Annotated in this window: 22 protein-coding genes and 1 tRNA gene; 11 read left to right on the forward strand and 12 right to left on the reverse strand. The window is 38.8% G+C overall.

Annotation, left to right across the window (positions count from 1 at the left end; all coding sequences use genetic code 11):
* Positions 1–99: 99 nt before the first annotated feature.
* The 5 genes from ACKWCD_RS07230 to ACKWCD_RS07250 all read right to left on the reverse strand — a co-directional run bounded on the left by ACKWCD_RS07230 (position 100) and on the right by ACKWCD_RS07250 (position 5,237).
* The gene (locus tag ACKWCD_RS07230; protein ID WP_413983273.1) at positions 100–2,013 is read right to left on the reverse strand and encodes a penicillin-binding transpeptidase domain-containing protein; all 1,914 of its coding nucleotides are present in this window, start codon (positions 2,011–2,013) and stop codon (positions 100–102) included.
* Positions 2,010–2,891 (reverse strand): hypothetical protein, encoded by an 882-nt coding sequence (locus ACKWCD_RS07235; protein ID WP_413983274.1) that lies wholly within the window; start codon positions 2,889–2,891, stop codon positions 2,010–2,012. The genes ACKWCD_RS07230 and ACKWCD_RS07235 overlap by 4 nt, the downstream gene beginning before the upstream one ends.
* Positions 2,892–2,893: 2 nt before the next feature.
* Positions 2,894–3,625, reverse strand: a complete 732-nt coding sequence (locus tag ACKWCD_RS07240; protein WP_413983275.1) for a hypothetical protein — start codon at positions 3,623–3,625, stop codon at positions 2,894–2,896.
* A 163-nt stretch (positions 3,626–3,788) separates the two neighbouring features.
* On the reverse strand, positions 3,789–5,000 hold the full coding sequence (locus ACKWCD_RS07245) for a cation:proton antiporter family protein (protein WP_413983276.1): 1,212 nt from the start codon (positions 4,998–5,000) through the stop codon (positions 3,789–3,791).
* Between the two features lie 39 nt (positions 5,001–5,039).
* Positions 5,040–5,237 carry a hypothetical protein gene (locus ACKWCD_RS07250; protein WP_413983277.1) on the reverse strand — a complete coding sequence of 66 codons (198 nt, stop codon included), beginning with the start codon at positions 5,235–5,237 and terminating at the stop codon, positions 5,040–5,042.
* A gap of 184 nt (positions 5,238–5,421) precedes the next feature.
* On the opposite strand from ACKWCD_RS07250, the gene ACKWCD_RS07255 reads away from it, so the two are divergent.
* Entirely contained in the window at positions 5,422–6,702 is a 1,281-nt protein-coding gene (locus ACKWCD_RS07255) for an APC family permease (protein WP_413983278.1), read from the forward strand.
* A 57-nt stretch (positions 6,703–6,759) separates the two neighbouring features.
* Here ACKWCD_RS07255 and ACKWCD_RS07260 read toward each other — a convergent pair.
* A tRNA-Ile gene (locus ACKWCD_RS07260) sits at positions 6,760–6,833 on the reverse strand.
* 70 nt (positions 6,834–6,903) lie between these two features.
* Positions 6,904–7,308 carry a methylmalonyl-CoA epimerase gene (gene mce / locus ACKWCD_RS07265; RefSeq protein ID WP_413984117.1) on the reverse strand — a complete coding sequence of 135 codons (405 nt, stop codon included), beginning with the start codon at positions 7,306–7,308 and terminating at the stop codon, positions 6,904–6,906.
* Positions 7,309–7,393: 85 nt separating this feature from the next.
* Here mce and rbfA point away from each other — a divergent pair, with 85 nt between their 5' ends.
* Together rbfA and ACKWCD_RS07275 are read left to right on the forward strand one after the other, a co-directional pair.
* Positions 7,394–7,786, forward strand: a complete 393-nt coding sequence (gene rbfA / locus ACKWCD_RS07270; RefSeq protein ID WP_413983279.1) for a 30S ribosome-binding factor RbfA — start codon at positions 7,394–7,396, stop codon at positions 7,784–7,786.
* A gap of 1 nt (position 7,787) precedes the next feature.
* Positions 7,788–9,002 carry an ABC transporter permease gene (locus ACKWCD_RS07275; RefSeq protein ID WP_413983280.1) on the forward strand — a complete coding sequence of 405 codons (1,215 nt, stop codon included), beginning with the start codon at positions 7,788–7,790 and terminating at the stop codon, positions 9,000–9,002.
* On the opposite strand, the gene dusB is transcribed toward ACKWCD_RS07275, so the two are convergent.
* Both dusB and ACKWCD_RS07285 read right to left on the reverse strand, forming a co-directional pair.
* Positions 8,999–9,994: a tRNA dihydrouridine synthase DusB gene (gene dusB / locus ACKWCD_RS07280; protein WP_413983281.1), complete on the reverse strand. Its 996-nt coding sequence runs from the start codon at positions 9,992–9,994 to the stop codon at positions 8,999–9,001. The genes ACKWCD_RS07275 and dusB overlap by 4 nt on opposite strands.
* A 40-nt stretch (positions 9,995–10,034) precedes the next feature.
* Positions 10,035–11,255 carry a M28 family peptidase gene (locus tag ACKWCD_RS07285; protein WP_413984118.1) on the reverse strand — a complete coding sequence of 407 codons (1,221 nt, stop codon included), beginning with the start codon at positions 11,253–11,255 and terminating at the stop codon, positions 10,035–10,037.
* 38 nt (positions 11,256–11,293) lie between these two features.
* On the opposite strand from ACKWCD_RS07285, the gene ACKWCD_RS07290 reads away from it, so the two are divergent.
* The 6 genes from ACKWCD_RS07290 (at position 11,294) to ACKWCD_RS07315 (ending at position 15,527) form a co-directional block, all read left to right on the forward strand.
* Positions 11,294–12,400, forward strand: coding sequence for a TolB family protein (locus tag ACKWCD_RS07290; RefSeq protein WP_413983282.1), 1,107 nt, complete (start codon positions 11,294–11,296; stop codon positions 12,398–12,400).
* A 16-nt stretch (positions 12,401–12,416) separates the two neighbouring features.
* Positions 12,417–12,740, forward strand: coding sequence for a hypothetical protein (locus ACKWCD_RS07295; RefSeq protein WP_413983283.1), 324 nt, complete (start codon positions 12,417–12,419; stop codon positions 12,738–12,740).
* On the forward strand, positions 12,733–13,506 hold the full coding sequence (locus ACKWCD_RS07300) for a prolipoprotein diacylglyceryl transferase family protein (protein ID WP_413983284.1): 774 nt from the start codon (positions 12,733–12,735) through the stop codon (positions 13,504–13,506). The genes ACKWCD_RS07295 and ACKWCD_RS07300 overlap by 8 nt, the downstream gene beginning before the upstream one ends.
* On the forward strand, positions 13,478–14,872 hold the full coding sequence (locus ACKWCD_RS07305) for a radical SAM protein (protein ID WP_413983285.1): 1,395 nt from the start codon (positions 13,478–13,480) through the stop codon (positions 14,870–14,872). The genes ACKWCD_RS07300 and ACKWCD_RS07305 overlap by 29 nt, the downstream gene beginning before the upstream one ends.
* Before the next feature lie 208 nt (positions 14,873–15,080).
* The gene (locus ACKWCD_RS07310; RefSeq protein WP_413983286.1) at positions 15,081–15,290 is read left to right on the forward strand and encodes a hypothetical protein; all 210 of its coding nucleotides are present in this window, start codon (positions 15,081–15,083) and stop codon (positions 15,288–15,290) included.
* Positions 15,291–15,305: 15 nt separating this feature from the next.
* Positions 15,306–15,527 (forward strand): hypothetical protein, encoded by a 222-nt coding sequence (locus tag ACKWCD_RS07315; RefSeq protein ID WP_413983287.1) that lies wholly within the window; start codon positions 15,306–15,308, stop codon positions 15,525–15,527.
* Between the two features lie 13 nt (positions 15,528–15,540).
* On the opposite strand, the gene ACKWCD_RS07320 is transcribed toward ACKWCD_RS07315, so the two are convergent.
* Positions 15,541–17,946, reverse strand: coding sequence for an outer membrane beta-barrel protein (locus tag ACKWCD_RS07320; RefSeq protein WP_413983288.1), 2,406 nt, complete (start codon positions 17,944–17,946; stop codon positions 15,541–15,543).
* Positions 17,947–18,141: 195 nt separating this feature from the next.
* Between ACKWCD_RS07320 and lepA the strand changes: the two genes are divergently transcribed.
* Together lepA and ACKWCD_RS07330 are read left to right on the forward strand one after the other, a co-directional pair.
* The gene (lepA, locus tag ACKWCD_RS07325; protein ID WP_413983289.1) at positions 18,142–19,938 is read left to right on the forward strand and encodes a translation elongation factor 4; all 1,797 of its coding nucleotides are present in this window, start codon (positions 18,142–18,144) and stop codon (positions 19,936–19,938) included.
* Between the two features lie 126 nt (positions 19,939–20,064).
* Entirely contained in the window at positions 20,065–20,298 is a 234-nt protein-coding gene (locus tag ACKWCD_RS07330; RefSeq protein ID WP_413983290.1) for a GTP-binding protein LepA, read from the forward strand.
* Positions 20,299–20,305: 7 nt separating this feature from the next.
* Here ACKWCD_RS07330 and ACKWCD_RS07335 read toward each other — a convergent pair whose 3' ends face one another.
* Positions 20,306–20,572 (reverse strand): hypothetical protein, encoded by a 267-nt coding sequence (locus tag ACKWCD_RS07335; RefSeq protein ID WP_413983291.1) that lies wholly within the window; start codon positions 20,570–20,572, stop codon positions 20,306–20,308.
* A gap of 190 nt (positions 20,573–20,762) precedes the next feature.
* On the reverse strand, positions 20,763–22,622 hold the full coding sequence (locus ACKWCD_RS07340) for a cation:proton antiporter (protein WP_413983292.1): 1,860 nt from the start codon (positions 22,620–22,622) through the stop codon (positions 20,763–20,765).
* Between the last annotated feature and the right edge of the window lie 47 nt (positions 22,623–22,669).

Genomic DNA, 22,669 nt, shown 5'->3' on the forward strand with positions numbered 1-22,669 from the left:
TCAGATGCGCCTTTAATAGTCGCAACTGTTAAGCAAGTAGTTTTTCTGTATTGTAAAATCTTTAAAAGTTGGTCAATATTTAAAAATAACCAATAAAAACTACTTATACAATTTGGAGTAGGCCATGGCGGCGAGAATTCCTGCGGAACCAGCGCCTGATTTTGAGGGAATCGCGGGAGCACCTTTTCGAGTTAAAACCCCATTATCATTTTTTACATAGCCTACCCAAACCACAATTATTTTTTGACCGTCACTAAGCACCGTCCAGCCGTCTTTAGCCTTTCCAGTGGTGCCTGTTTTGCCATAATATTGCCGTTCTTTTGGTAGAAAGGGAAGTAATCGATGACAAGTGCCACCAGCCTCAAAAGCGAGGGGCAACAAGCTTTTAATGCTGTTGGCACTTTTCGTAGCATAGAGCGTTCTACGTTTTCTTGAGCTGCCATCGAAAATAGTATCTTGTAAATGGGGGTCGATAATATATTTCCAGGGAGTGAGCGGAATCGCCTCCCCATAATTAAAAAGCATTTGATAAGCCTGGGCTACTTCCCAGGGGGTCATCGTTTTGTTACCCAAAATATAGGATTCCCCCAAACTGTACGAAGGATTTGAAGAAACATCAAGCTTAGCGAGTTTGTCTTCAACTTTACGCGCTACTTTTAAGGGATTCGCATGTACGCGATAATTAACCGCAGCTTTATTCAAGCTATATTTTAGCACATCTCCGACCAATACATCTTTTCCCAAAAGCTTTTTGCCCACATTACTGGGGTTGTATTTGTACTTCTTTAGATCGCCATTAAAAAGACTCGTATTTTCATCAAAGTCATGGTTCTCAAAAAGCTCTAAGAAAACCAGTGGTTTTAGCACGGAGCCTACCTGAAAACCATCGCCATAATCGACAAAATTTGCCATTGCTCCACTGTTTTTTCGGTTGCCGAGTGTGGCTTCTATTCGTCCTGTTTCGATGTCTATGGCGATTAGGGAGGTTTCTAAATCAAAGCCTTTTACAGACAGGCGGGAACGATTGTATTTTGTAAATAGTTCGACCGCGCTTCGTAATTTTTCCTGATTTTCTTTGGTAATCGAAGATACATACTGCGTTGCAAAGCGTTCTTTTGATTTTCCCCGGTTGGCCCTTAAAAAGTTCGTAAATGCTGTGGTTTTTCTGAGACTATTCCGTTTGGCGAAACGCAAATCCATAGTCCGCATGTTTTTCAACTTCTTTTTATCGACCTCATCTTCCGCAATGAGTTTGAAATAGCCTAAAATGTTTTCCTTGATATCTTTTTGATTTGCAAACCGGTCATTGCAAAGCGCTTTCAAATCACTGGCCCCTTTTAGGGTTTTTACCGTGAGCAACATTTCCAAATCATTTAATTCATGAGGTGCTAGGTCGAAAATGGCATACGATGCCAGAATGAGTCCGGAGAAGTCGCGTTCGTACCAAAAGTTTCCAGAGTAGTTGGTGTAAGCCATTAAAATCTCCTCGGGAGTGGCGGACTTTACCATTTGAAAAGCCGCGAGCTGCTCGCCATACTTTCTAGAGAGATAAATGGTTCCTATGCCCTCCTTCTTGTGAATCGCATTTTTTAATAATTGCTGGGGAATATTGGAACCTCCGTCAGCTTTCCCCTTAAACAATCGGGCAATCCCTGAAAAGGACATTCCGTACACATTATCCTTTCCAAAGCCAAAGAAATTCTTGCTCTCCACTTTGGTCAAAAAGTAAATGTAGCTCTCCGGTAGCTCCTCATAGAAAAGTATCGGCACAATCGGAAATTTATTCAACTCCCCATTCTTGTTTAGCTCCTGTAGTTCCTCAGCTTTCAAGTGATTATTGAGTACGGTCTTCTCTCCAAAAACAGCCAACAATTTATGGTCTTCATCCCTCACGGAAGAAATAAAATTGGCGTGGGGTTCCATTCTCATTTTAGATGGCCAAATCACATGAAAAAGTATCAGCGCTAGAAAAACACCGCCGACTACCGCTATTGCTTTCATCCAGTCGTTCATACTACTTTTCGTTTTTCAAAATCAGAAATAAATTTGATAAGATGATAAATAGCAGGACTCACCCATCTCCAAAAAACAACGAGAAGGCCACCGTTAAAAACCAAGGAGATGAAGAGCCCAAAATTGGATGGAGCGTACATTCGTATATAAGCAGGCAGCAAAAACAAAGTGCCTAGCGCCACAAAAAAGACAAGCATGTTCTTGGTCGATTCGAATACACCGGTAAGCCAGTAAAAACGAATCGATAGTACTTTTGATTCAAGGGCCATTTTTACCCAAGGATAATGAAAGTGCAACCAAGCCGCAATGAAGAGACAAGCCGTAAAATGCAACCTTGCGATGAACACCGCAAAGAAATTATGGAAGATGCGCCAACCACTATCAAAGGTTTGAAAGGGATAGGAAACATACAAAAGGGTCTCAAAAAACATGAATAAACCCAAGCACATAAATTGCAGTTTCAATCGGTCATGGGAAAGATTATAACTTGAGGTAATATTCAACTTGCTGAGGCAAAAAAGGACGGCGTATAATCCGGAGAAATAGGAAATGGCATGGAGTCCGAAATAGGAAATGGGGTATTTGATATTAGCTAAGGGCGAGAGTAATTCTGACCCAAACCAATAGACATTGTTCATTAAGATGTTGTATTCAATAATACTAGAAGAAATACTCAAGCACAAAGCCGAAAAGAGCAATTTGCTAAACACAAAACACAGTAGACTCGTGGCCATTCCGATAAGGAGGACTTTTAAAGTCCCCCAGCCTTCTTCCTTCGCCACTTGAACGTTGAACCAGTTCTTTCGTGGAATATAGAATAAGACACAGGCGACCAGTGCTAATACGATTAGCAAGATATATACGACTACTGCGGGCATAATTAGATGGTTGAGATTCCGTCGGCAAAAGTTACATTAAGCCCTAAGTGTTCTTCAAGGGCGTACTTCCAAAAGGCACGAGCTTTATGTACGACTCCGGAGTTCTTGGGTTCCGACATCACAATAAAAACAACTTCCCGTTCTGAACCTTTTCCAACCCCATCAGGCAAATAGTAGCTCACCATTTCGGTATACGTTTTTTCCATTTGCTCGGGCGTCGTGGGCGGATTCTTATAAAAGTTCACCACGGGATTGTTTTCAATCAAATCGCTAACCACGATAATGGTTCCATCGGTTTTGTTGATGGCTTTCATCAAGGTGGGAAAAAGCGAAGTGCTTTCCATTTGATTGATGGAGTCTAAACTCTTTAGGTTTTCTTCATGGGAAGCATAAAAATCGCGCCACCCGATAACCAACTTGTTTCTTGCCTGACCCCAGTCGGTATGTGAAAGCTCCGTTGAGGTCGGGTTGTAATAGCTGTGGGTAGAAATAATTCCGAAATCGTAATTGACCGTAAAGCATTTCGGGCTTTCGGTCAAACCCAATTCTTGATTAATCAAGTGTTCAAAATTCTCTTTGCGCAGTTCGTGCTTCGCTCTATCAATTAACAGCGAATCGGTAGCGTCAACCAACACCGTGATGTTTTTGGTGGTAACCTCTTTGCACTCTGTTTCGCAGCTGGTGAATAGTAATGTTGCGATTGCTACGATACCTAATATGATTTGTTTTTTCATTTTTTGTGTTTTTTATTTTTGTGCCAGTAATCACACACCCCTTAATCCCGCCCACTGCTGTCGCAATGTCGTAGAGGGGAAACTCGGACGGCTTCCCTCCTAATAAGGAGGGATTGAGGGAGGTGTCTTTCTACATTTCCAATCAGAACTAGTTCTCCCACCTTCACACCTCCGTAAAATCAAACTTCTTCCATTGAATGATTTGATTGGCATCGCAATAATTCTCAAAATGCTCGCGATACTTGCTAAGTTCTTCGAGGGAATTGATTTCCAAGGTGCTCAGTTCTTTTTCGCATTCCCCGATTTTTTCGGAAACTCCTGTTGCTTTTTGCTCGAGTACCGTGACATCACCTAAAATGCGTTTGAATTCATTTTTTCCTGTTTCGTGGGATTCTACCAATTGATTTTCCAACTTCTTCAGGCGTTTGAAGGCCCCTTTGAGTTCACGGAATTTTAAATCCAGATCCATTTGTTGTGGGGACCTTTCTTCTGTGGTTTCTATTTCCTCAACCACAGGTTTCTTAACTTTCTCCTTAGCATCCGCACGATTGTACATGCTCTTTACCGCATTCGATAAGAATAAGGCCAGCGTCACCATCATCACCGCACCGAGAATCAGGAATCCGTTTTTGATAAAGAAATCGGTGAAGGTGAGGCTTACATCCAAAGCTTGTGATTCGAAGAACCATTCCATTACCGTAAAGGTCAGTATCGCATAGACACTTAGAATCAAAAGTGTGGGCAACCATACCCATCGCAACGGAATCTTTCGGGAGGTCAAAAAACTAGCGGCAAAGACAATGGGAATAAAAAATACACTTCGCAAGATAATCTCCGGAAGGTCATGGGTTTCGGTCAAGATATTGTAGAACAAAACCCCTTCACCGAAAATAAAAATCACCTCGATGACATACAGCAACCAAATCGGAATACGTTTCTGTTTGTTCTTTGGCTTTGGTTTCGGTTGCTCCTGAATTGGTTCGAAATCTTCTGCACTATTGATTTCGTCTACGTTATACTTACTTTCTAGGGTGTCGCCATTGAGTTGACAACGACGAATATGGTTTTTAATGTCCGTTTTTTGATGGGTGATGAGCCCTTTTTGATGAATTAGCTCTTGTTCAATGGCGGCCGTATTGGACTTGTTCGACGCAACAATCTCTTTGGAGAGTTGCCCCTTTACCAAATCCATTTTACGAATATGGTCGGAGAGGGATTCACCCAGTTCGCCAATACGTTCGTTCAGACCATACTTTTGGGTCTTGTACCCATTGATAATCTTCTTTTCATCTAAGATGAAATCTTCCTGCGGCAGCATGCCCAGATTCGCTGAGCGATACGCCATATTCTTTAACTCTTGATTTGTAAATACCATGCTCTTGTGTTTAAGGTGCTCTATGTAGAGTACACGGTGTTAGGAATGTAGCATCAGATATAGCTCCGTTTCTAGCGAAACGTTGGGGCCTTTTACCACGGGTAGTGGCAGTTGCTCTCCATTTTCAGCATGATGAATTTCTGAAAACAGCTTTTCCATTTTGGTTTCGTCGTAGGCGATAATGGGCTTGCCCCAAATCGACTGGTCTTTTTTGAAGAGATTTCGTCCTAATTTCATCTGTGTATGTTTAATGTGTTTCACATGTCAGATGTAATTCGCCAATCAACTTTCTTGATGAATTCAAGAATTCTTAAGGCTCATTTCATTTCAATGTGTTTATGCGGTTTTTAGGTATATCTCGCATAAAACATTTTGGGGACATTTTATTTTCTGTAAACAAAAAACCTATATTCATGAATTCATGACAAGGAAACAAAAAATAGGTTGGAAAACAGCAGCGGCTTTAGTGATTTCCAGCATGATTGGCACTGGGGTTTTTACCAGCCTCGGGTTCCAATTGGTCGATATTCAAAATACATGGAGTATTGTGTTGATTTGGGTATTAGGAGGCGTATTTGCTCTTATTGGGGCATTTACCTATGCCGAACTGGGCACCAATTTTGACGAATCAGGAGGAGACTATATTTTTCTTTCCAAATTGATACACCCTTTGGTAGGCTATGTCTATGCTTGGATCTCTTTAACCGTGGGTTTTACAGCTCCGATCGCTATTTCAGTGATGGCGATGAAGAGTTATTTGAGTCCTATTAATCCGTCATTGTTCAATGATTGGTTTGGGGTCGCGGTTATCTTGATTTTAGCGGCGATGCATTCCTTCAGCATTGGTCAAAGTGGAAAGTTTCATAATATTTCCACGGTCATCAAAATTGGGTTTCTGCTACTACTAATTATACTGGGCTTTGCCTATATCCCTGTTCAAGAAAACGCTCTAGACTTAGGTGGTTCATGGCAAGAAGAAATTTTACTTCCTGGTTTTGCAGTTTCCTTATTGTATGTTACCTACGCCTATACCGGCTGGAATGCTGCAGCATATATTGTTGATGAAATCAAAGACGTACGGCGCAATCTGCCCAAGGCCTTGATTATCGGTACAGCCTTCGTCACGATACTCTTTGTACTCATACAAGTAGTCTTCTTAAAGCATGCGTCGGTAGAACAGCTCTCCGGAAATGTGGAAGTGGCCTTTATTGCCTTTAAAAACCTGTTTGGCTCTGAAAGAGGTAATTGGGTCAGTTATTTTATCGCTCTTCAGCTCATCGCCACCATAAGTGGGTATCTATGGATTGGGTCTCGAGTTACTTTTGCCATGTCTAAAGACCATTCGCTATGGCGCAAGCTGGCTGTAAAAAATACCAATGGTATTCCTGTACGAGCACTCTGGTTTCAGGCTGGAGTCAGCATTCTACTCACTTTGACCGGTACTTTTGAAGAAGTGCTTTTATATGCCAGTTTTGTACTTCAGCTCATGGGAACCTTAACCGTCGCCTCCATCTTTTGGTTGAAGGGAAGGAAAGGGGCCTATAAGAGTCCGTTTAAACCTTTGCTGCAAATCACTTTTATCCTTTTTAGCGTTTGGATATTGGGGTATATGTTATTTGAAAGACCTAAAGAAAGTGCTATTGGATTGCTTTTTGTTGCGACAGGGATCGGGACTTATTTTATGTCGAAGCGAAAGGTTTAAGTACGAAGTCAAAATAGAATCAAAACAAAAAAAGAGAAGCTTTTCAGCTTCTCTTTGTGGTCCCACATGGGCTCGAACCATGGACCCCCTGATTATGAGTCAGGTGCTCTAACCAGCTGAGCTATAGGACCGAAAATTGGATTGCAATATTACCACTTATTTTTCACCGTTGCAAGCAAAAACAAATCGTGACTTCTTTTGCTAATCCTTTATTTCTTGACACAATTCAACCAAAACGCCATTTGCACTTTTCGGATGAACAAAAGCCACCAATTTATTATCTGCTCCCTTTTTAGGTGTTTCGTTCAAAACGATAAACCCTTCTTTTTTTAAACGCTCGATTTCGGCAACAATATCATCAACCGCAAAGGCAATGTGATGAATACCTTCTCCTTTTTTTTCAATGAATTTCGCTATGGGGCTATTTTCATTACTTGCTTCAAGCAACTCAATTTTATTAGGCCCCGCCTTGAAAAATGAAGTTTTTACTCCCTCAGAAAGAACGTCCTCAATTTTATAGTTGGGTACACCTAGTAACTTTTCAAACAAGGCGTTGGTGGCTTCCAAATTTTTTACCGCAATACCGATGTGTTCTATTTTGTTCAATTTTGCTGAATTTATTTCAGCATCTATATTCACCATAGATGCTTATTATTACAAAAATACACAGTATTCTCCGTATTTTTGCCCCATGGAAACACAGCGGCAGAAAAAAATCGGAGGGGTCATTCAGAAAGATATCGTTGATATCTTACAAAGAGCCGCCATTGACGGAGGATTAAAGGGGACTCTTATTTCTGTTTCAAAAGTAGTGGTAACTACTGACCTTTCGATAGCAAAAGTATATGTGAGTATTTTTCCCCCTAAGGATGCCAAGGAATTGCTGGAAGGAATCAAGTCTAACCAACCACTAATAAAACATGAATTGTCACAGCGCACGAGAAATCAATTAAGACGTGTTCCTGAACTTCTGTTTTTCTTGGATGATTCGCTTGACTATATTGAGAATATTGAGAAGTCTCTCAAGGGAGAAGAAAATCCTGTGAAAAATCCCGATTTACTAGAGAAAAGAAAGAAGTCCTAATTTGAGTTTTCCCTTTTACATAGCGAAACGGTATGTGCGTTCTAAAAGCACCCAAAATGCCGTGAACGTTATTAATTTTATTACCTTTTTGGTTATTGTCATCGGCTCAGCAGCATTATTTATCGTGCTTTCCGGATTTGCGGGATTAAAAACGTTTAGCCTTTCATTTACGAACGCGTTTGACCCTGACTTAAAAGCAGTTCCCGCAACGGGAAAGTTTTTCTCCATTTCTCCAGAGCAAGAACAACAACTTTCTGAACTAAACGGAGTCGCTATCTTTTCCAAAGAAATTGAGCAAAAGGTATATTTAAGACATCGAGAGATGGCGGGTATTGCTAGTATAAAAGGGGTAGATGCCAACTATTCGAAAACTACAGGAATTGACAGCACTATTTATTTTGGAGAATGGAATATTCATGAACAACGAGGGGTCGCCGGCATTGGCATTGTCAACAGTCTAGGGGTGACGGTGAATCAAGTAAGAAACCCTCTGCTGGTATTAGCGCCGAAACCTGGAAAGGGTTCAATTTCAATTCAATCACCCACTGATGCTAAAGAGCTCTATAACGAATTGCCTTTGATCATTAGTGGCGTTTTTCAAGTGGAAGAAGAATTAGATAAAAAATACATGTTTATTGGCTTAGAACTGGCGCAAGCCTTACTCGAAAAAAACAATTCTCAAGTATCTGGAATAAACTTCAAATTAAATGCTGAGGTCGACCCAGTTAGTATTCGCAGTTCTATAAATGCTATATTTGGAGATGCCGTAATTGTAAAGAATCGCGAAGAATTGAATGGTACGCTGTATCGTATGTTAAACACAGAACAAGTTGCAACCTATCTCATTTTCACTTTAGTGCTGATTATCGCATTATTCAACGTGGTAGGTGCTATTATCATGATGATTTTGGACAAGCAACAAAACTCAAAAACTTTGTATAATCTCGGTGTCACGGTTAAGGAATTGCGACGAATCTACTTTGTGCAAGGAATACTTGTAACTACAGCTGGTGGTATTATTGGAGTGCTACTAGGGTCATTGCTTATCGGTTCTCAACTACTCTTTGGATGGGTTAAAATTGGCCCCATTGACTACCCCGTTGAGCTCAATCTTATTAATGTGCTAATTGTTTTGGCCACTATTGTGGTGCTTGGCATAATAGCTTCTAAGATCGCGAGTAGTCGAATAAATAAAAAGTTGGTTTCTGCTCTTTAGTGTACGAATTGGTGGTCTCCAAACTTCTCCAAGACCTCATCGAAAGCCCCAAAAACATCAACCGATTCATCGCTAGTTACCATTTTCATTCGGTACTCCTTGAAGTTGGGAATTCCTTTAAAGTAGTTCGTATAATGTCGACGAGTTTCAAAAACACCTAATTTTTCACCCTTCCAATCGATAGACATTTGCAGGTGTCTTCGTGCTGCTTCAACACGTTCTATCATCGTAGGTGGCGCTAAATGTGTTCCTGTTTCAAAATAGTGTTTCACCTCACGAAAAAACCAAGGGTAACCAATACTTGCGCGACCTATCATCGCACCATCTAACCCGTATTCGTCACGCATTTTCATGGCTGCTTCGGGAGAATCAACATCACCATTTCCAAACACTGGAATATGCATTCGAGGGTTATTTTTAACCGCAGCAATCGGTTCCCAATCAGCATTGCCTTTGTACATTTGGGCACGTGTACGACCATGTATGGCAATGGATTTGCAACCTACATCTTGCAAACGTTCGGCTACTTCAACGATTTTGATGGAGTTTTCATCCCACCCCAAACGTGTTTTGACCGTCACAGGAAGTGTCGTATGCTCGACCATCGCCTTAGTCAACGAAACCATTAAATCAATGTCTTTCAAAATTCCAGCCCCAGCACCTTTTGATACTACTTTTTTAACAGGGCATCCAAAATTAATGTCGATTATATCGGGCTTTGAAGCTTCCACAATCTCAACAGACCGTAACATAGAATCTAAATTCGCACCAAAAATTTGAATGCCAACAGGACGTTCTTTTTCATAAATATCTAACTTCATAACACTTTTAGCAGCATCACGAATCAAGCCTTCTGAGGAGATAAATTCTGTATACACGACATCTGCACCTTGTTCTTTGCATAAAGCACGAAAAGGTGGGTCGCTAACATCTTCCATAGGCGCAAGCAACAAGGGGAAATCAGGTAATTGTATGTCTCCTATTTTTGGCATTTCTATCCAATTATTTTTGGGAGGGCAAATTTACGGAAATTTAAAACTTCACCCCAACTTCTATTTGCTCTCCCTCGCGATCTACAATAACTTTAGTCGAATTTCCTTCTTCAAAAGTGGAAAGTGCTCGCATATAACTCATCATATCTACTACAGCACTATCACCCAATTGAATAACGACATCACCTTTTTTAAGCCCCGCAAGGGCTGCAGGACGATCTTCGGTTACACCATCAATACGCATTCCTTTTCCATCGAAAAGATAATCAGGCATGACACCTAAGGCTACTTTAAACCGAGGTACCTCTTCACTTTCGTTTTTGGTAGTCCTAAAGGCTAATTTTTTACTGTCGTCAAGTTCTGATATAATATTTAATATGTAATCCCCTATTATTTGCATTCCTTCATAATTCAGTTTTTCAGAATCATCGGAGGGTTTATGATAGTCTTCATGCTGCCCCGTAAAAAAGTGTAGTACAGGAATATCTTGTAAATAGAAAGAAGTGTGATCACTTGGCCCCATACCCGATTCACTCAGCACCAATTTGAATCCTGGATTGTTAGCATTCAACACTTGATTCCAAATGGGAGCCGTGCCAGTGCCACTAATTGAAAGTGTTTTGTCTTCACGAAGCCTTCCCACCATATCCATATTGATCATATAATTTGCTTCTTTCAAATCAATTGTGGGGTTCTTCGAGAAGTAATTGCTGCCTAATAATCCCATTTCTTCCCCAGAAAAAGCAATGAAAATATAGTTGCTTCCTGAAATTGAATCCTTCAATCTCTGTGCCATTTGAAGCATAACGCTTACCCCGCTTGCATTATCGTCAGCCCCATTGTGAATAGCTTCTCCATCAGCGTATAACGAGCCTGCCCCACCCATTCCCAGGTGATCGTAATGAGCTCCGATGATTACCGTTTTCTTGGCATTGTTGTCAATATAGCCAATCACATTTGTTCCAGTAATCGTGCTATCTCCTGCAACAAATTGTACTTCTGAATGTGGATCTGCTTTGGGCTTGAAAGTAAAGGTTTGGTAATAGGTTTCTTCATTTCCCTTCGGTAGTAATCCCAAGCCTTGCATTCGTTTTTGAATATATTCTGCGGCAATAAGTTCTTCGGATGTTCCTGTTTCTCGACCTGCTAAACTATCACTTGCTAAAAAAGCAACATCATCTTCAAGAGAGATTGGTTTAGGTTTTTCTGTTTTACAAGATATTATTACCAACAAAAACAGGGATAGAAAAATATTTTTCATCATTTTTGAATATAGCTTTGTGTAAAATTAAGCATCCTATGAAGAAAATTTTGATGATACTGGCGATAATCGCCTTTGTGAGTTGTAAGTCCGATCTGAAAAAAACAGAACCTTCCGCTGAAAAAGAAACTTCTTTAATGGCTGGAAGCGACACACTCATTTATCCAGAAGAAAAATATTTTAAATCTATTCGACAAATTACTTTCGGGGGCGACAATGCAGAAGCGTATTGGAGCTGGGATGACAAACAGCTAATTTTTCAATCGAACAACGAAGCTTGGGGAATGGAGTGTGACCAAATGTTTTTAATGAATATCGAAGAAAATTTTAAAGACTCAAAGCCATCCATGATTAGCACTGGATTTGGGCGAACCACTTGCGCTTATTTTCTGCCCGATAACAAACATTATGTTTACGGTTCTACGCATTTGGTTGATAAGGAATGTCCTGAAGTTCCATTACGCAAAAATGGAAACTACGTCTGGCCAGTCTATGATTCCTTCGATATTTTTGTGGCAGATTTAGAAGGCAATATCACGGCTCAGTTAACAAATGAAAAAGGATATGATGCTGAGGCAACCGTTTCTCCCAAAGGTGATAAAATCGTTTTTACTTCGGATAGAAGTGGTGATTTAGAGTTGTACACCATGAATTTGGATGGTTCTGATGTCCAGCAAATCACGGATGAATTGGGCTATGACGGAGGTGCATTTTTCTCACCTGATGGCACAAAATTAATTTTTAGAGCCTCACGCCCCAAAACCCCCGAAGCTATCAAAAAATACAAAGATTTATTGGCGGAGGGACTTGTGGAACCCACCGAAATGGAGCTTTTCATTTGCAATGCTGACGGAACCGATATGAAACAATTGACCTTTTTAGGAAATGCGAATTGGAGTCCGTTTTTTCATCCTTCAGGGAAGAAAATACTATTTTCAAGCAATTTCGAAGCTGAAAAAGGTTTTCCGTTCAACCTATATTTCATTGATATTGATGGAAAAAATTTAGAACGTGTAACACACGGAGAAACCTTTGATGCTTTTCCTGTTTTTTCGAATGACGGTAAGTACCTAGCCTTTTCCAGCAACAGAAATAATGGCGGTACCCGTGATACCAATTTGTTTATCGCTGAATGGCAGGAATAAAATAATTCAAATTCAATTGAGACCCCAAATCCATAAAACCGTTTTACTTCTCTGCTTCGTATTCTTCTCTGCAAAAGCTTTTGCAACGGTTGAATGGTTAGCGGTAAATCATATTACCAAAGAACTCTATTGGGCTGAAACAGACCATCCAGAAGGTTTTATTGGTTGGGAGGTCATTCCCGAGGGAAAATATCAAGATGCTCTAGAGCTATATACTGCAAAAGGATATACCCAAACAACATATCCTTTCAAACTAGAAACTTTATTAGCGATTGTAGTTCTGGTTTTTCTAATCTCTCTTTACCTACGATTTAAAAAGAAAAAAAGAGCGAATGCTTGATACTAGCTTTCTTCCCTATGAGCCTATTGTATTTGGTGTGAAAGTCAATATGCATTTGGTGCTTGAGTATCTTGCTTTCTTTGTTGCCTTTAGGTATTATCTTCTTCTTCGCAAGAAAAGTTCAGATTCCATTTCATCAAACAATCGCCTTTCTATTATTATTGGAGCTATTTTCGGAGCCTTGTTCCTTTCTCGTTTGATTGCTTTTTTCGAGAATCCGGTGCTGCATTACGAGCAAGGGTGGCTGTCTATTTTGAATAATAAAACCATTATGGGTGGTTTGTTCGGGGGATTACTCGGAGTAGAGCTTGCCAAAAAAATCATTGGTGAAAAACAATCTTCAGGCGACTTGTTTACGCTACCTATTATCTTCGGAATTATCATTGGTCGCATCGGGTGTTTTTTAGCCGGAATCAAAGAATTCACCTATGGAGTCGAAACTAATTCCTTTCTAGGAATGGATTTAGGAGACGGACTTCAGAGACATCCTATTGCACTATATGAAATTGTATTTCTCATCTTTCTTTTCTTCCTTGTAAAACGTCTTCAAAAAAACCCCAACCGATTTGAAAACGGGATGATTTTCAAAATTTTTATGATATCCTATTTCGGTTTTCGATTTCTAATTGAGTTTATGAAACCGAACACCTTTTTTATTGTGGGTCTGAGCAGCATCCAACTATTATGCTTAATTTGTTGGTTGTACTACTATAAAACCCTCCGAAAAGGAATTCTATATGCCGGAAATAAATTACACTTATTATGATTTTACTTTAAGCCTTTGTCCCGATTGTTTGCGTCGTGTGGACGCGAAAATCGTTTTTGAAAACGATAAAGTGTACATGCTAAAAAATTGCAAAGAACATGGCAGGTCAAAAGTGCTAATCGCAGATGACATTGAGTATTACAAAAACATTCGCAACTACAATAAAGCCTCTGAATATCCGAAGACATTCAATACAAAAACTGATTATGGCTGCCCTTACGATTGTGGATTGTGTCCTGACCATGAGCAACACTCTTGTTTGACAGTAGTAGAGGTCACCGACCGCTGTAATTTGACTTGCCCGACTTGTTATGCAGGTTCTTCCCCAACATATGGAAGACATCGTACCCTCGAAGAAATCAAAAAGATGTTGGATGTTATTGTTAAAAACGAAGGTGAGCCCGATGTAGTGCAGATTAGTGGTGGCGAACCCACGATTCATCCACAATTTTTTGAGATTATGGATTATGCCAAATCATTACCCATTCGGCATTTGATGGTCAATACCAACGGAATCAAAATCGCCAAAGATTTTGCTTTTACAGAACGGTTAGCAACCTACGCTCCGGACTTTGAAATTTACCTACAGTTCGACTCTTTAGACAACAGCGTTTTACAAACCCTTCGTGGGGCAGATTTAGCCGATACGCGCTTGAAAGCTATAGAAAACCTCAACAAACTCAATCTTTCTACTACTTTGGTAGTAACCCTTCAAAAAGGATTGAACGACCACGAAATGGGAGATACTATTGACTTTGCCCTCAAACAAAAATGCATTCGCGGTGTGACTTTTCAGCCCACTCAAATTGCGGGCCGTCTAGAAAATTTCGAAGTCAATGAAAATCGAATTACGCTAACGGAAGTCCGAAGAAATATCTTGGAACAATCCCCTATTTTTGAAGCAGATGATTTGATTCCGGTGCCTTGTAACCCTGATGCATTGGTGATGGCATATGCCTTGAAATTGGGAGATGAGGTGAGTCCGTTAACGCGGTATATTAATCCTGATGATTTATTGAACGAAGGAAAAAATACTATTATATACGAGCAAGACGAGCAATTACATGGAAAGATGATTGAGCTTTTTAGTACGGGAAATTCCGTAGAAAAAGCCTCCGAGAATTTAAAATCTATTATGTGTTGTTTACCAGAAATCGATGCGCCAGAATTAGGCTATGATAATCTGTTTCGAATTATCATCATGCAATTTATAGATGCACATAATTTTGATGTTCGGGCTATCAAAAAATCATGTGTGCATATTGTGAATAAGGATTATAAAATCATTCCCTTTGAAACCATGAATCTGTTTTATAGAGATGATAAAATTGAACGCCTAAGAGAATTACAAGAAGAAGCACTTTAGATATGGAATCAGCATTTGTAACGATACTACTTTTAATGTTTGGGCCTGCTCTTCTCTTTTTGATAATCGCTATTATCATGCTTGGCAGAAAGGAGAATAAGAAAGCAAAGCTTTTCTTTATCTTGACAGGAGTTTATCTTTTGATAAGCATAGGCACATGTGGTATAATGTTGTCGAACTTTTCTTTAGATACGAAATAACAAAACGAATGATTAATTTAATTCCTTTAGAAGTTGGTAATTTAGACGGTATTGTCGTTTTGATTGTTCTGGTTATGTTTGGTCCAGCACTGTTATTTCTGATTATTGGAATAGTCTTAAGCGCCAAACAAAAAAAGAAAGCTGCAAAAGTGTTTTTTATACTTGCAGGTGTTTATTTGTTGGTAAGTATAGGCATCTGTGGAGGGCTGATGACGTAATAATAATTCGGTGGAATGAAGTTCTTTTTATTAAATCAAGGAAATGATATGGGCTATTTATATCTCGCCTTGTTCGTAATTTTTTTGATGCTTTCGCCTGCTATAATCCTTTCGGCAATAGGGTTTATTTTACGCAAGAAAAAGCCTAAAACAGCCAAAAAACTTTTTATCATTGCTGGTGTTTATTTATTGGTTGGACTCGGAATTTGTGGTGTTTCGACACTGGCTCCTTGGTGATACGGTGCACAAATTAGATTCTTCTTCTTTCTTCTACTCGTTTTGACTTTTTATTTCCTTTTATCCTTACGTTTCCAAATTTGGAACGAAAGCCAAATGTTAGCAAACGGTTTTCTGGACGATATAAAGAGGAGTTGTTTTGGTTTAGAAACTGGCGAGAGGTAAATTTATTTCCCTGATTGAATATGTCTTCTATACCAAGTGAAATGCTGGCATTTTTGTTCCAAATAGTCTTACGAAAACGGAGGTTCAAAAAGTTATAAGAATCTCTTTTAGCATTTCCGAAAATTCTAGGAGCAAAATACGCAAAATTCAAGTCGGCTACTAAACTTCGATCCTGTAAAAAAGTAAAACTATTATTCAAACGAATGAACCCACTCCATAAACCGTTGGTTATAATTTGCCCCGTATCTAAGTCTGTAAAACGGTCTTTACTGTTGTAGGCGGACAAAAACAGATAAAAATCCCAAGCCTTCGAAATATCCTTATTTATAGTAGCATCCAATCCATACCCTTCTCTCAATTCCAAATTTGAAAATACATAACGCAGCAAATTATTCTCGTTATCTTGAAAGGCCAACTGCTGATTCAGATTTCTCCACTTTAAATAAAAGAACGTAATTGAATAATCACGATCAAATGTGTATTCTGCCGAAAGCCAATTGCGCGTTCCTGGCAATAGATCGGGGTTGCCTTCTGTTACAGAATTGTTGCTTATAAATTGCTGAAATGGGTTGATTCTATTATAACGGGGGCGTTCTATTCTTCGAAAATAAGACAATCCGAATTGGTGTTTCTTACTAGGGGCATATTGAACTGAAGCCGAAGGGAAAAATTCTAAATATGAGTTTTCTTTTGGCCCGCTTTCTGTATCCAATTCGCCTTTGGTTTCAGTGAACTCCGCTCGAAGTCCTGTTTTAAGACCCCATAAATCCCATTTGCCATTAAAACTGGCATACCCTGCATAAATGGATTCATCATAGGTAAAAACTCCATCTTCCGTTGGGTTTATTCCTGGCTGATTTCTATCAAACCCTTCTTGGGAAATGGTGCTCTCAGAGTTGATCCCTGCATATCGTATCCCAGCTTCCAGGCGTGTCGATTCTCCCAAAGGAGTGATATAATCCGTTTCAATATTATATAAATTGATTTTTTGATCCGATTGGGTGGTAAAATCGTTATCTCCCATTTGATTTCTGTTGTCATCAAAAAAATCGGTGTTCAAATCTTGCCCTTTTTTTGAATCATAATAGGTGAAATGACTTCCAAAAGAAATTTCAGCTCCTTTCTTTTTTAGCTTGTGTAACCAATCGGCATAAAAAGATGTATTTATTTGTTCCTGGTCAGAGGCATTGATTGTATTAAAACTTGAAAGTAAGTTCGCAAGCATATCGTCAATTAACGTTTCACTGAAAGAAAATTGATTCACATTGGGGTTAAAAACATTGATCGTTGAAACGCTCAATGAGTTTTTCTGGTTAATATCATAATCAAAAAACGCACTTAAGTTGTGTCTTTTTCTTCTCGTTGTTAAATCTTGATTCGCAGTCCAAATAGATGTAGGAATGGTATTCTCTGAAAAACTAGTAATGTCTGTATACCTTGAAATTCTTTTGTCATTGCTAAAACTATAATTTACTGAAAAGCTTGTTTTTTTTTCTTTAAAAAAATGATCCGTACCAATCGTATTTTTTGCAAAAACACCTTGGGTAAAATTGTTGAAAACTGCACCATTATAGCCTGCCACCAAATTCTTTTTCATTTTGATATCAATCAACATTCCGCCTTCAGCGCTGTATTTTAAAGGCGGGTTTGTAATTACTTCTATCGCTTCAACATTGCTCGCTGAAGAACCAGATAGCAAATTGATAATATCAGATTCTGGAATATTTACTTTTTTTCCGTTAATCAAAACTCCGATGTTATTCGATCCTTTTATTGTAAGCACTCCTTGGACTACATTTACAGTTGGGGTTTGTTGAAGAAGCTCCCAAATGTTCCCATCAGACAGAGCCGTATTTTCAACATTGAAAACCAAACGATCAACTTTACGTTCAAGCCTAGGTTTTTCATAAGTGACTACAACCTCATCAAGCTCTTGTGATTCTAATATGGTTAATGTTCCAGCATCAAAATCTGAAGAAATACTAATTGGTTTGAGCTCAGAAAAATTTTCAATGTAGCTAGCTTTCAGCAAGTATTTGCCTTCATAAACACTGTTAAAAAGAAATGCACCCTTGTCGTCTGTAGAAGTTCCATTTACGATTGTAGAATCAGTTGTCTTCAATATTAGAACATTAGCGAAAACAATAGGATTTTTATCTTGATCAAGAACGCGCCCGGCAACCTTGTATTCCTGTGAAAATAAATTGGTTGAAACACAAAATAGTACAAAAAGAAAAATGTGGGAATTTTTCATTGAAGGGACAATCTAGTCAAATGTAACATTTTAATACTGAAATATCCTACGAAAATTGTACAGTTTATCGATTTTTTATCGTTTGTAAAACCGTAATGGTTTTGCATTTGATATCCATCAAATTCCTTTTGAATTTACATTATCTTTGCAGCGCTAAACACCCAAGTGTTTTGATATTTCTGAGGAAAAGAATTTATGAAGCATATTAGAAATTTCTGTATCATCGCCCACATTGATCACGGTAAGAGTACCTTGGCGGATCGCTTATTAGATTTTACAGGAGCAGTTACAGATCGTGAGAAGAAAGAGCAACTGCTTGACAGCATGGATTTGGAGCGCGAACGAGGCATTACTATTAAGAGTCATGCTATACAGATGGAGTACACATATCAAGGTCAAGAATATATTTTGAATTTGATTGACACTCCTGGTCACGTTGATTTTTCTTATGAAGTTTCGCGTTCAATTGCCGCCTGTGAAGGTGCGCTGTTAGTTGTTGATGCTGCGCAGAGTATTCAAGCACAGACAATTTCCAATTTGTATTTAGCTCTAGAAAATGATTTGGAAATCATTCCTGTTCTAAATAAAGTCGATTTACCGAGTGCCAATCCTGAGGAAGTTACTGACGATATTGTTGATCTTTTAGGTTGTGATGCCGAGGAAGTAATACCTGCAAGCGCAAAAACGGGTATCGGTATTGAGGAAATTCTAAACGCCATTATTGAGCGTATTCCTCATCCTGAAGGCAATGTCGATGAATCATTGCAAGCGCTTGTTTTCGATTCAGTTTACAATCCTTTTAGAGGTGTAGAAACTTATTTTAGAGTTATCAATGGCGAAATCAAAAAAGGACAAAAGATAAAATTTGTTGCCACGGATAAAGATTATTTTGCCGATGAAGTAGGAACTCTAAAATTGACGCAAGAAATTAAACAAACCGTCAAAGCTGGTGATGTAGGTTATTTGATTACAGGAATAAAAGACGCTAGAGAGGTCAAAGTTGGTGATACAATTACAGACGCTGCAAACCCAACAAAAAATCCAATAGGTGGTTTTGAAGATGTAAAGCCGATGGTTTTTGCTGGAATTTATCCGGTTGACACCGATGAATTTGAAGAACTAAGGGCTTCGATGGAAAAATTACAACTGAATGATGCCTCATTAGTGTTCGCTCCTGAAAGCAGTGCGGCCTTAGGTTTTGGATTTCGTTGTGGATTTCTAGGAATGCTGCATATGGAAATCATTCAAGAACGTTTAGAACGGGAGTTCAATATGACCGTAATCACAACTGTTCCTAATGTTAGTTATCATGCTTTTACACGTAAAAACCCGGATACTCCATTAATTGTAAATAACCCAACAGATTTACCTGACCCTTCAAGTATTGACCGGGTTGAAGAGCCTTATATCAAAGCAACGATAATTACCAAATCAGATTTTGTTGGTAATGTAATGTCTTTGTGTATTGAAAAAAGAGGGCAAATAACCAATCAAACCTATCTCACTACGGAACGTGTTGAGTTAAATTTTGATATGCCTTTAGCAGAAATCGTCTTTGATTTCTACGACCGTCTGAAAACTGTTTCGAAGGGGTATGCCTCTTTCGATTATACGCCGATAGGTATGCGAACTTCCAAATTAGTTCGTGTTGATATATTATTAAACGCTCAACCTGTTGATGCACTTTCTGCCTTAATTCATGCCGACAATGCGGTAACGATTGGTAAAAAGATGTGTGAAAAGTTAAAAGAATTGATTCCAAGACAACAATTTGATATTCCGATTCAAGCCGCTATTGGCGCAAAAATCATTTCTCGGGAAACTACTAAAGCACTCCGAAAAGATGTTACTGCCAAATGTTATGGTGGGGATATTTCCCGTAAACGTAAACTACTCGAAAAGCAGAAGAAAGGTAAAAAACGTATGCGTCAAGTAGGAAATGTTGAAGTGCCTCAAGAAGCTTTTATGGCCGTATTGAAGTTGAATGACTAATTTTTTTCGTTTTTGGTTCTCTTCTCTGAAATCAGGACATCTTTTTAACACCTTTCTTTTACGTAAAGGTCTTAATTGGATTACTTTTGTAGTAGTATTTTTTAACTCCAAAAGTCTCACAGCCCAATGACCACCTACATTGCCCAATTTACGGCGAAACACCGTATCATTCAAATTGAACAAAATTCCATTTTTACATGGCGCCAAGAGAGTGGCGAAATCGATGACGCATTACTTGAAGATAAAATCAAGCGAGAATCGGCGCTTCACTTTTATCAATTAGTAGCAGGTAAAGATTATCCTGTTGTTCAAGGCGATATTCGAATTACCGTTTGGAAAACGCTACCCTTCAACGGCTGATAGGAAGTTACTTTCTTGTACATGTAATACCTTCTAATCTTGGATCGTTTTCGGGATTGGCCTCAACGGCACGGACCAAATCTTCTAGAGAAGCTCCATTTTCATTTTCAACAACTTCACCATCGATAACAAAATCTCCGTTTTCTTCACAAACGTCGATCGATTCTACTTCGTTACTACAGACGTAACAATTTTCACTAACATCATCTTTTTTGCAAGAAGCAATAAAAATAGTTACAAAAAATACCAACAAAACATAATTTACTTTATTCATAATCAAGGTTTTTAAGATTTTCAAACTCCTAAGAATTCTTGAAGTAAAAGTATGTTGTGAATAGATGCTGGGAAATACCCAGAAGATTGTATTTTCTCCTACTGGTTTCCCCTTAGAGGTTTTCTACTTGTTTACTGCGATGATACCGTCTAGTGCTAAGTCTAGCAACTGTTTCAAAAAAGTTTTGCTTTCAATTTTCAGTTTCTAAGGTCTGAATGTTTAAGGCCTCAACGTCAAAAGCTTTGCCTAGGTAGACCAATTTGGAGCCTTCTTGAATATCGTTAAAGTCCTTACTAAAAGAACTAATAATCTTTAAGTCACCCTGCTCGTTTTTTAAGAAAAGAGGAATAATCTCTTCATCTGCATTCGTGATTTCAATAAGGCTTTGGTAGTGCTTTGTATCGGTCAGGTCAATTTCTTGAATGGCAGGATACCTTCTGGTTGCTTCCATCAATTTCATGAAATCATCAGTGTGAGAAAATAGGCCCTCCTTCGGATTATTCTCAGGGTCGTTCATTTCATCTGAACTTACCAAGCGAAATGAACCATGTTCTCCAAACTGCTTTTCAAACTTTTTGATAGCATAACTGTTAATCTCTGCATTTCCTGTAAGGGACATTAAATACCCAATATCACTAAGTTCGATATTATCTTCTAATGAATCGGAATAGATATTTGCAGAAAAGGCTTCCAGCCCCAATTTTTTCGCCTTGTTTATGTTGTTTTGATTACTATCGACGAGCACCACATGACGATTGTTTTTTTGCAAATAATCTCCCATTAAACGAGAAAACTTTGATGCGCCAATAATCAGTATCCCCTCAGATTTGGTTAAAAATACACCTACCATCTTCGCGAAAAGCCTAGCCGTGGTGGCATTCAATAACACCGTTCCGAGAACGATCATAAAAACCAATGGTGTAATGTATTCAGCACCTACTTCGCCTTGTTTCAAAAGCTTTGAGCCGAATAATGATGCGATACCTGCAGCCACAATTCCTCTTGGGCCTACCCATCCTATAAAAAGCTTCTCATTAAACTTTAAATTCGAGTTCATGGCGCTAAGAAATACCCCTAAAGGACGAATTACAAAAACAATAACACCAAACAATGCTGCGGTCTTCCAGTTGAAAATCAATTCAAGATCACTCATATTGATGTTCGCAGCGAGTAAAATGAATAAGATGGAAATGAGTAAAATACTCAAGGATTCCTTGAAATATAAAAGCTCCTTAATATTTGGAAGTTCTTTGTTCCCCATGACCATTCCCATAACTACGACAGCCAAAAGACCAGATTCATGAGCAAAAGCATCTGACATTACAAACACCAAAAGAACAGCAGAAAGTGAGGCAACATTCAGCAGATAATGCGGTATAAAATTCTTTTTAATCAAAAATGTAAGGGCATGGGCGAAAGTGAATCCGAAAGTGAATCCGAAAAGTAGAATCTTTCCAAATTCAATTAAAGCTGTGATCGTATAAGCCTTTCCTTCTCCAACACTTATGAACTCAAAAACCAAAACTGCTACCAAAGCTCCGATGGGGTCAATTAAAATACCTTCCCATTTTAGTACAGCTGAAATATCCTTTTTAAGGGGGATATTCCTCAAAATAGGGGTGATTACCGTAGGGCCGGTAACAATTATCAAAGCGGAAAACAAAAAAGAAATTTGCCAACTCAATCCGAAAATATAATGGGCGGCAATTCCAGCTCCAAAAAAAGTGACGACTGATCCCAAGGTGATTAATTTAGTAATCACGGGTCCTACATTCCGAATTTCGGAACGCTTAAGGGTAAGTCCGCCTTCAAAAAGGATAATACTAATAGCTAAGGAAACAAAGTAATATAATGCATCTCCGGGGAAAAGTCCTTTTTCACCATTCCAAATAGGCTCAATCAACTTGTGCCCATCCTCCGTATACATAGATGCAATAGGGCCAACTAATAGCCCTATTAGAATCAATGGTAGAATCGCAGGCAATTTCAAACGCCATGCAAACCATTGCGCTACGATTCCTAAAATGATAATTCCTGCTAGCTCGACCATATATAGCTCTTTAGTTGAAAAATAATCATTTTTAAACTAAAATTTAT

Origin of the sequence: Maribacter taeanensis, assembly GCF_047345145.1 — a bacterium.
GTDB lineage: Bacteria > Bacteroidota > Bacteroidia > Flavobacteriales > Flavobacteriaceae > Maribacter_C.

Bases quoted from the DNA above. Each gene is read 5' to 3' on its own strand.
- ACKWCD_RS07290 (WP_413983282.1), top strand. From the start codon at position 11,294: ATGAAGAAAATTTTGATGATACTGGCGATAATCGCCTTTGTGAGTTGT.
- ACKWCD_RS07250 (WP_413983277.1), bottom strand. From the start codon at position 5,237: ATGAAATTAGGACGAAATCTCTTCAAAAAAGACCAGTCGATTTGGGGC.
- dusB (WP_413983281.1), bottom strand. From the start codon at position 9,994: ATGCCAAAAATAGGAGACATACAATTACCTGATTTCCCCTTGTTGCTT.
- ACKWCD_RS07230 (WP_413983273.1), bottom strand. From the start codon at position 2,013: ATGAACGACTGGATGAAAGCAATAGCGGTAGTCGGCGGTGTTTTTCTA.
- ACKWCD_RS07245 (WP_413983276.1), bottom strand. From the start codon at position 5,000: ATGGTATTTACAAATCAAGAGTTAAAGAATATGGCGTATCGCTCAGCG.
- ACKWCD_RS07285 (WP_413984118.1), bottom strand. From the start codon at position 11,255: ATGAAAAATATTTTTCTATCCCTGTTTTTGTTGGTAATAATATCTTGT.
- ACKWCD_RS07255 (WP_413983278.1), top strand. From the start codon at position 5,422: ATGACAAGGAAACAAAAAATAGGTTGGAAAACAGCAGCGGCTTTAGTG.
- ACKWCD_RS07310 (WP_413983286.1), top strand. From the start codon at position 15,081: ATGATTAATTTAATTCCTTTAGAAGTTGGTAATTTAGACGGTATTGTC.
- ACKWCD_RS07240 (WP_413983275.1), bottom strand. From the start codon at position 3,625: ATGAAAAAACAAATCATATTAGGTATCGTAGCAATCGCAACATTACTA.
- ACKWCD_RS07335 (WP_413983291.1), bottom strand. From the start codon at position 20,572: ATGAATAAAGTAAATTATGTTTTGTTGGTATTTTTTGTAACTATTTTT.
- ACKWCD_RS07320 (WP_413983288.1), bottom strand. From the start codon at position 17,946: ATGAAAAATTCCCACATTTTTCTTTTTGTACTATTTTGTGTTTCAACC.
- ACKWCD_RS07330 (WP_413983290.1), top strand. From the start codon at position 20,065: ATGACCACCTACATTGCCCAATTTACGGCGAAACACCGTATCATTCAA.
- ACKWCD_RS07305 (WP_413983285.1), top strand. From the start codon at position 13,478: ATGCCGGAAATAAATTACACTTATTATGATTTTACTTTAAGCCTTTGT.
- ACKWCD_RS07315 (WP_413983287.1), top strand. From the start codon at position 15,306: ATGAAGTTCTTTTTATTAAATCAAGGAAATGATATGGGCTATTTATAT.
- lepA (WP_413983289.1), top strand. From the start codon at position 18,142: ATGAAGCATATTAGAAATTTCTGTATCATCGCCCACATTGATCACGGT.
- ACKWCD_RS07235 (WP_413983274.1), bottom strand. From the start codon at position 2,891: ATGCCCGCAGTAGTCGTATATATCTTGCTAATCGTATTAGCACTGGTC.
- ACKWCD_RS07300 (WP_413983284.1), top strand. From the start codon at position 12,733: ATGCTTGATACTAGCTTTCTTCCCTATGAGCCTATTGTATTTGGTGTG.
- rbfA (WP_413983279.1), top strand. From the start codon at position 7,394: ATGGAAACACAGCGGCAGAAAAAAATCGGAGGGGTCATTCAGAAAGAT.
- ACKWCD_RS07340 (WP_413983292.1), bottom strand. From the start codon at position 22,622: ATGGTCGAGCTAGCAGGAATTATCATTTTAGGAATCGTAGCGCAATGG.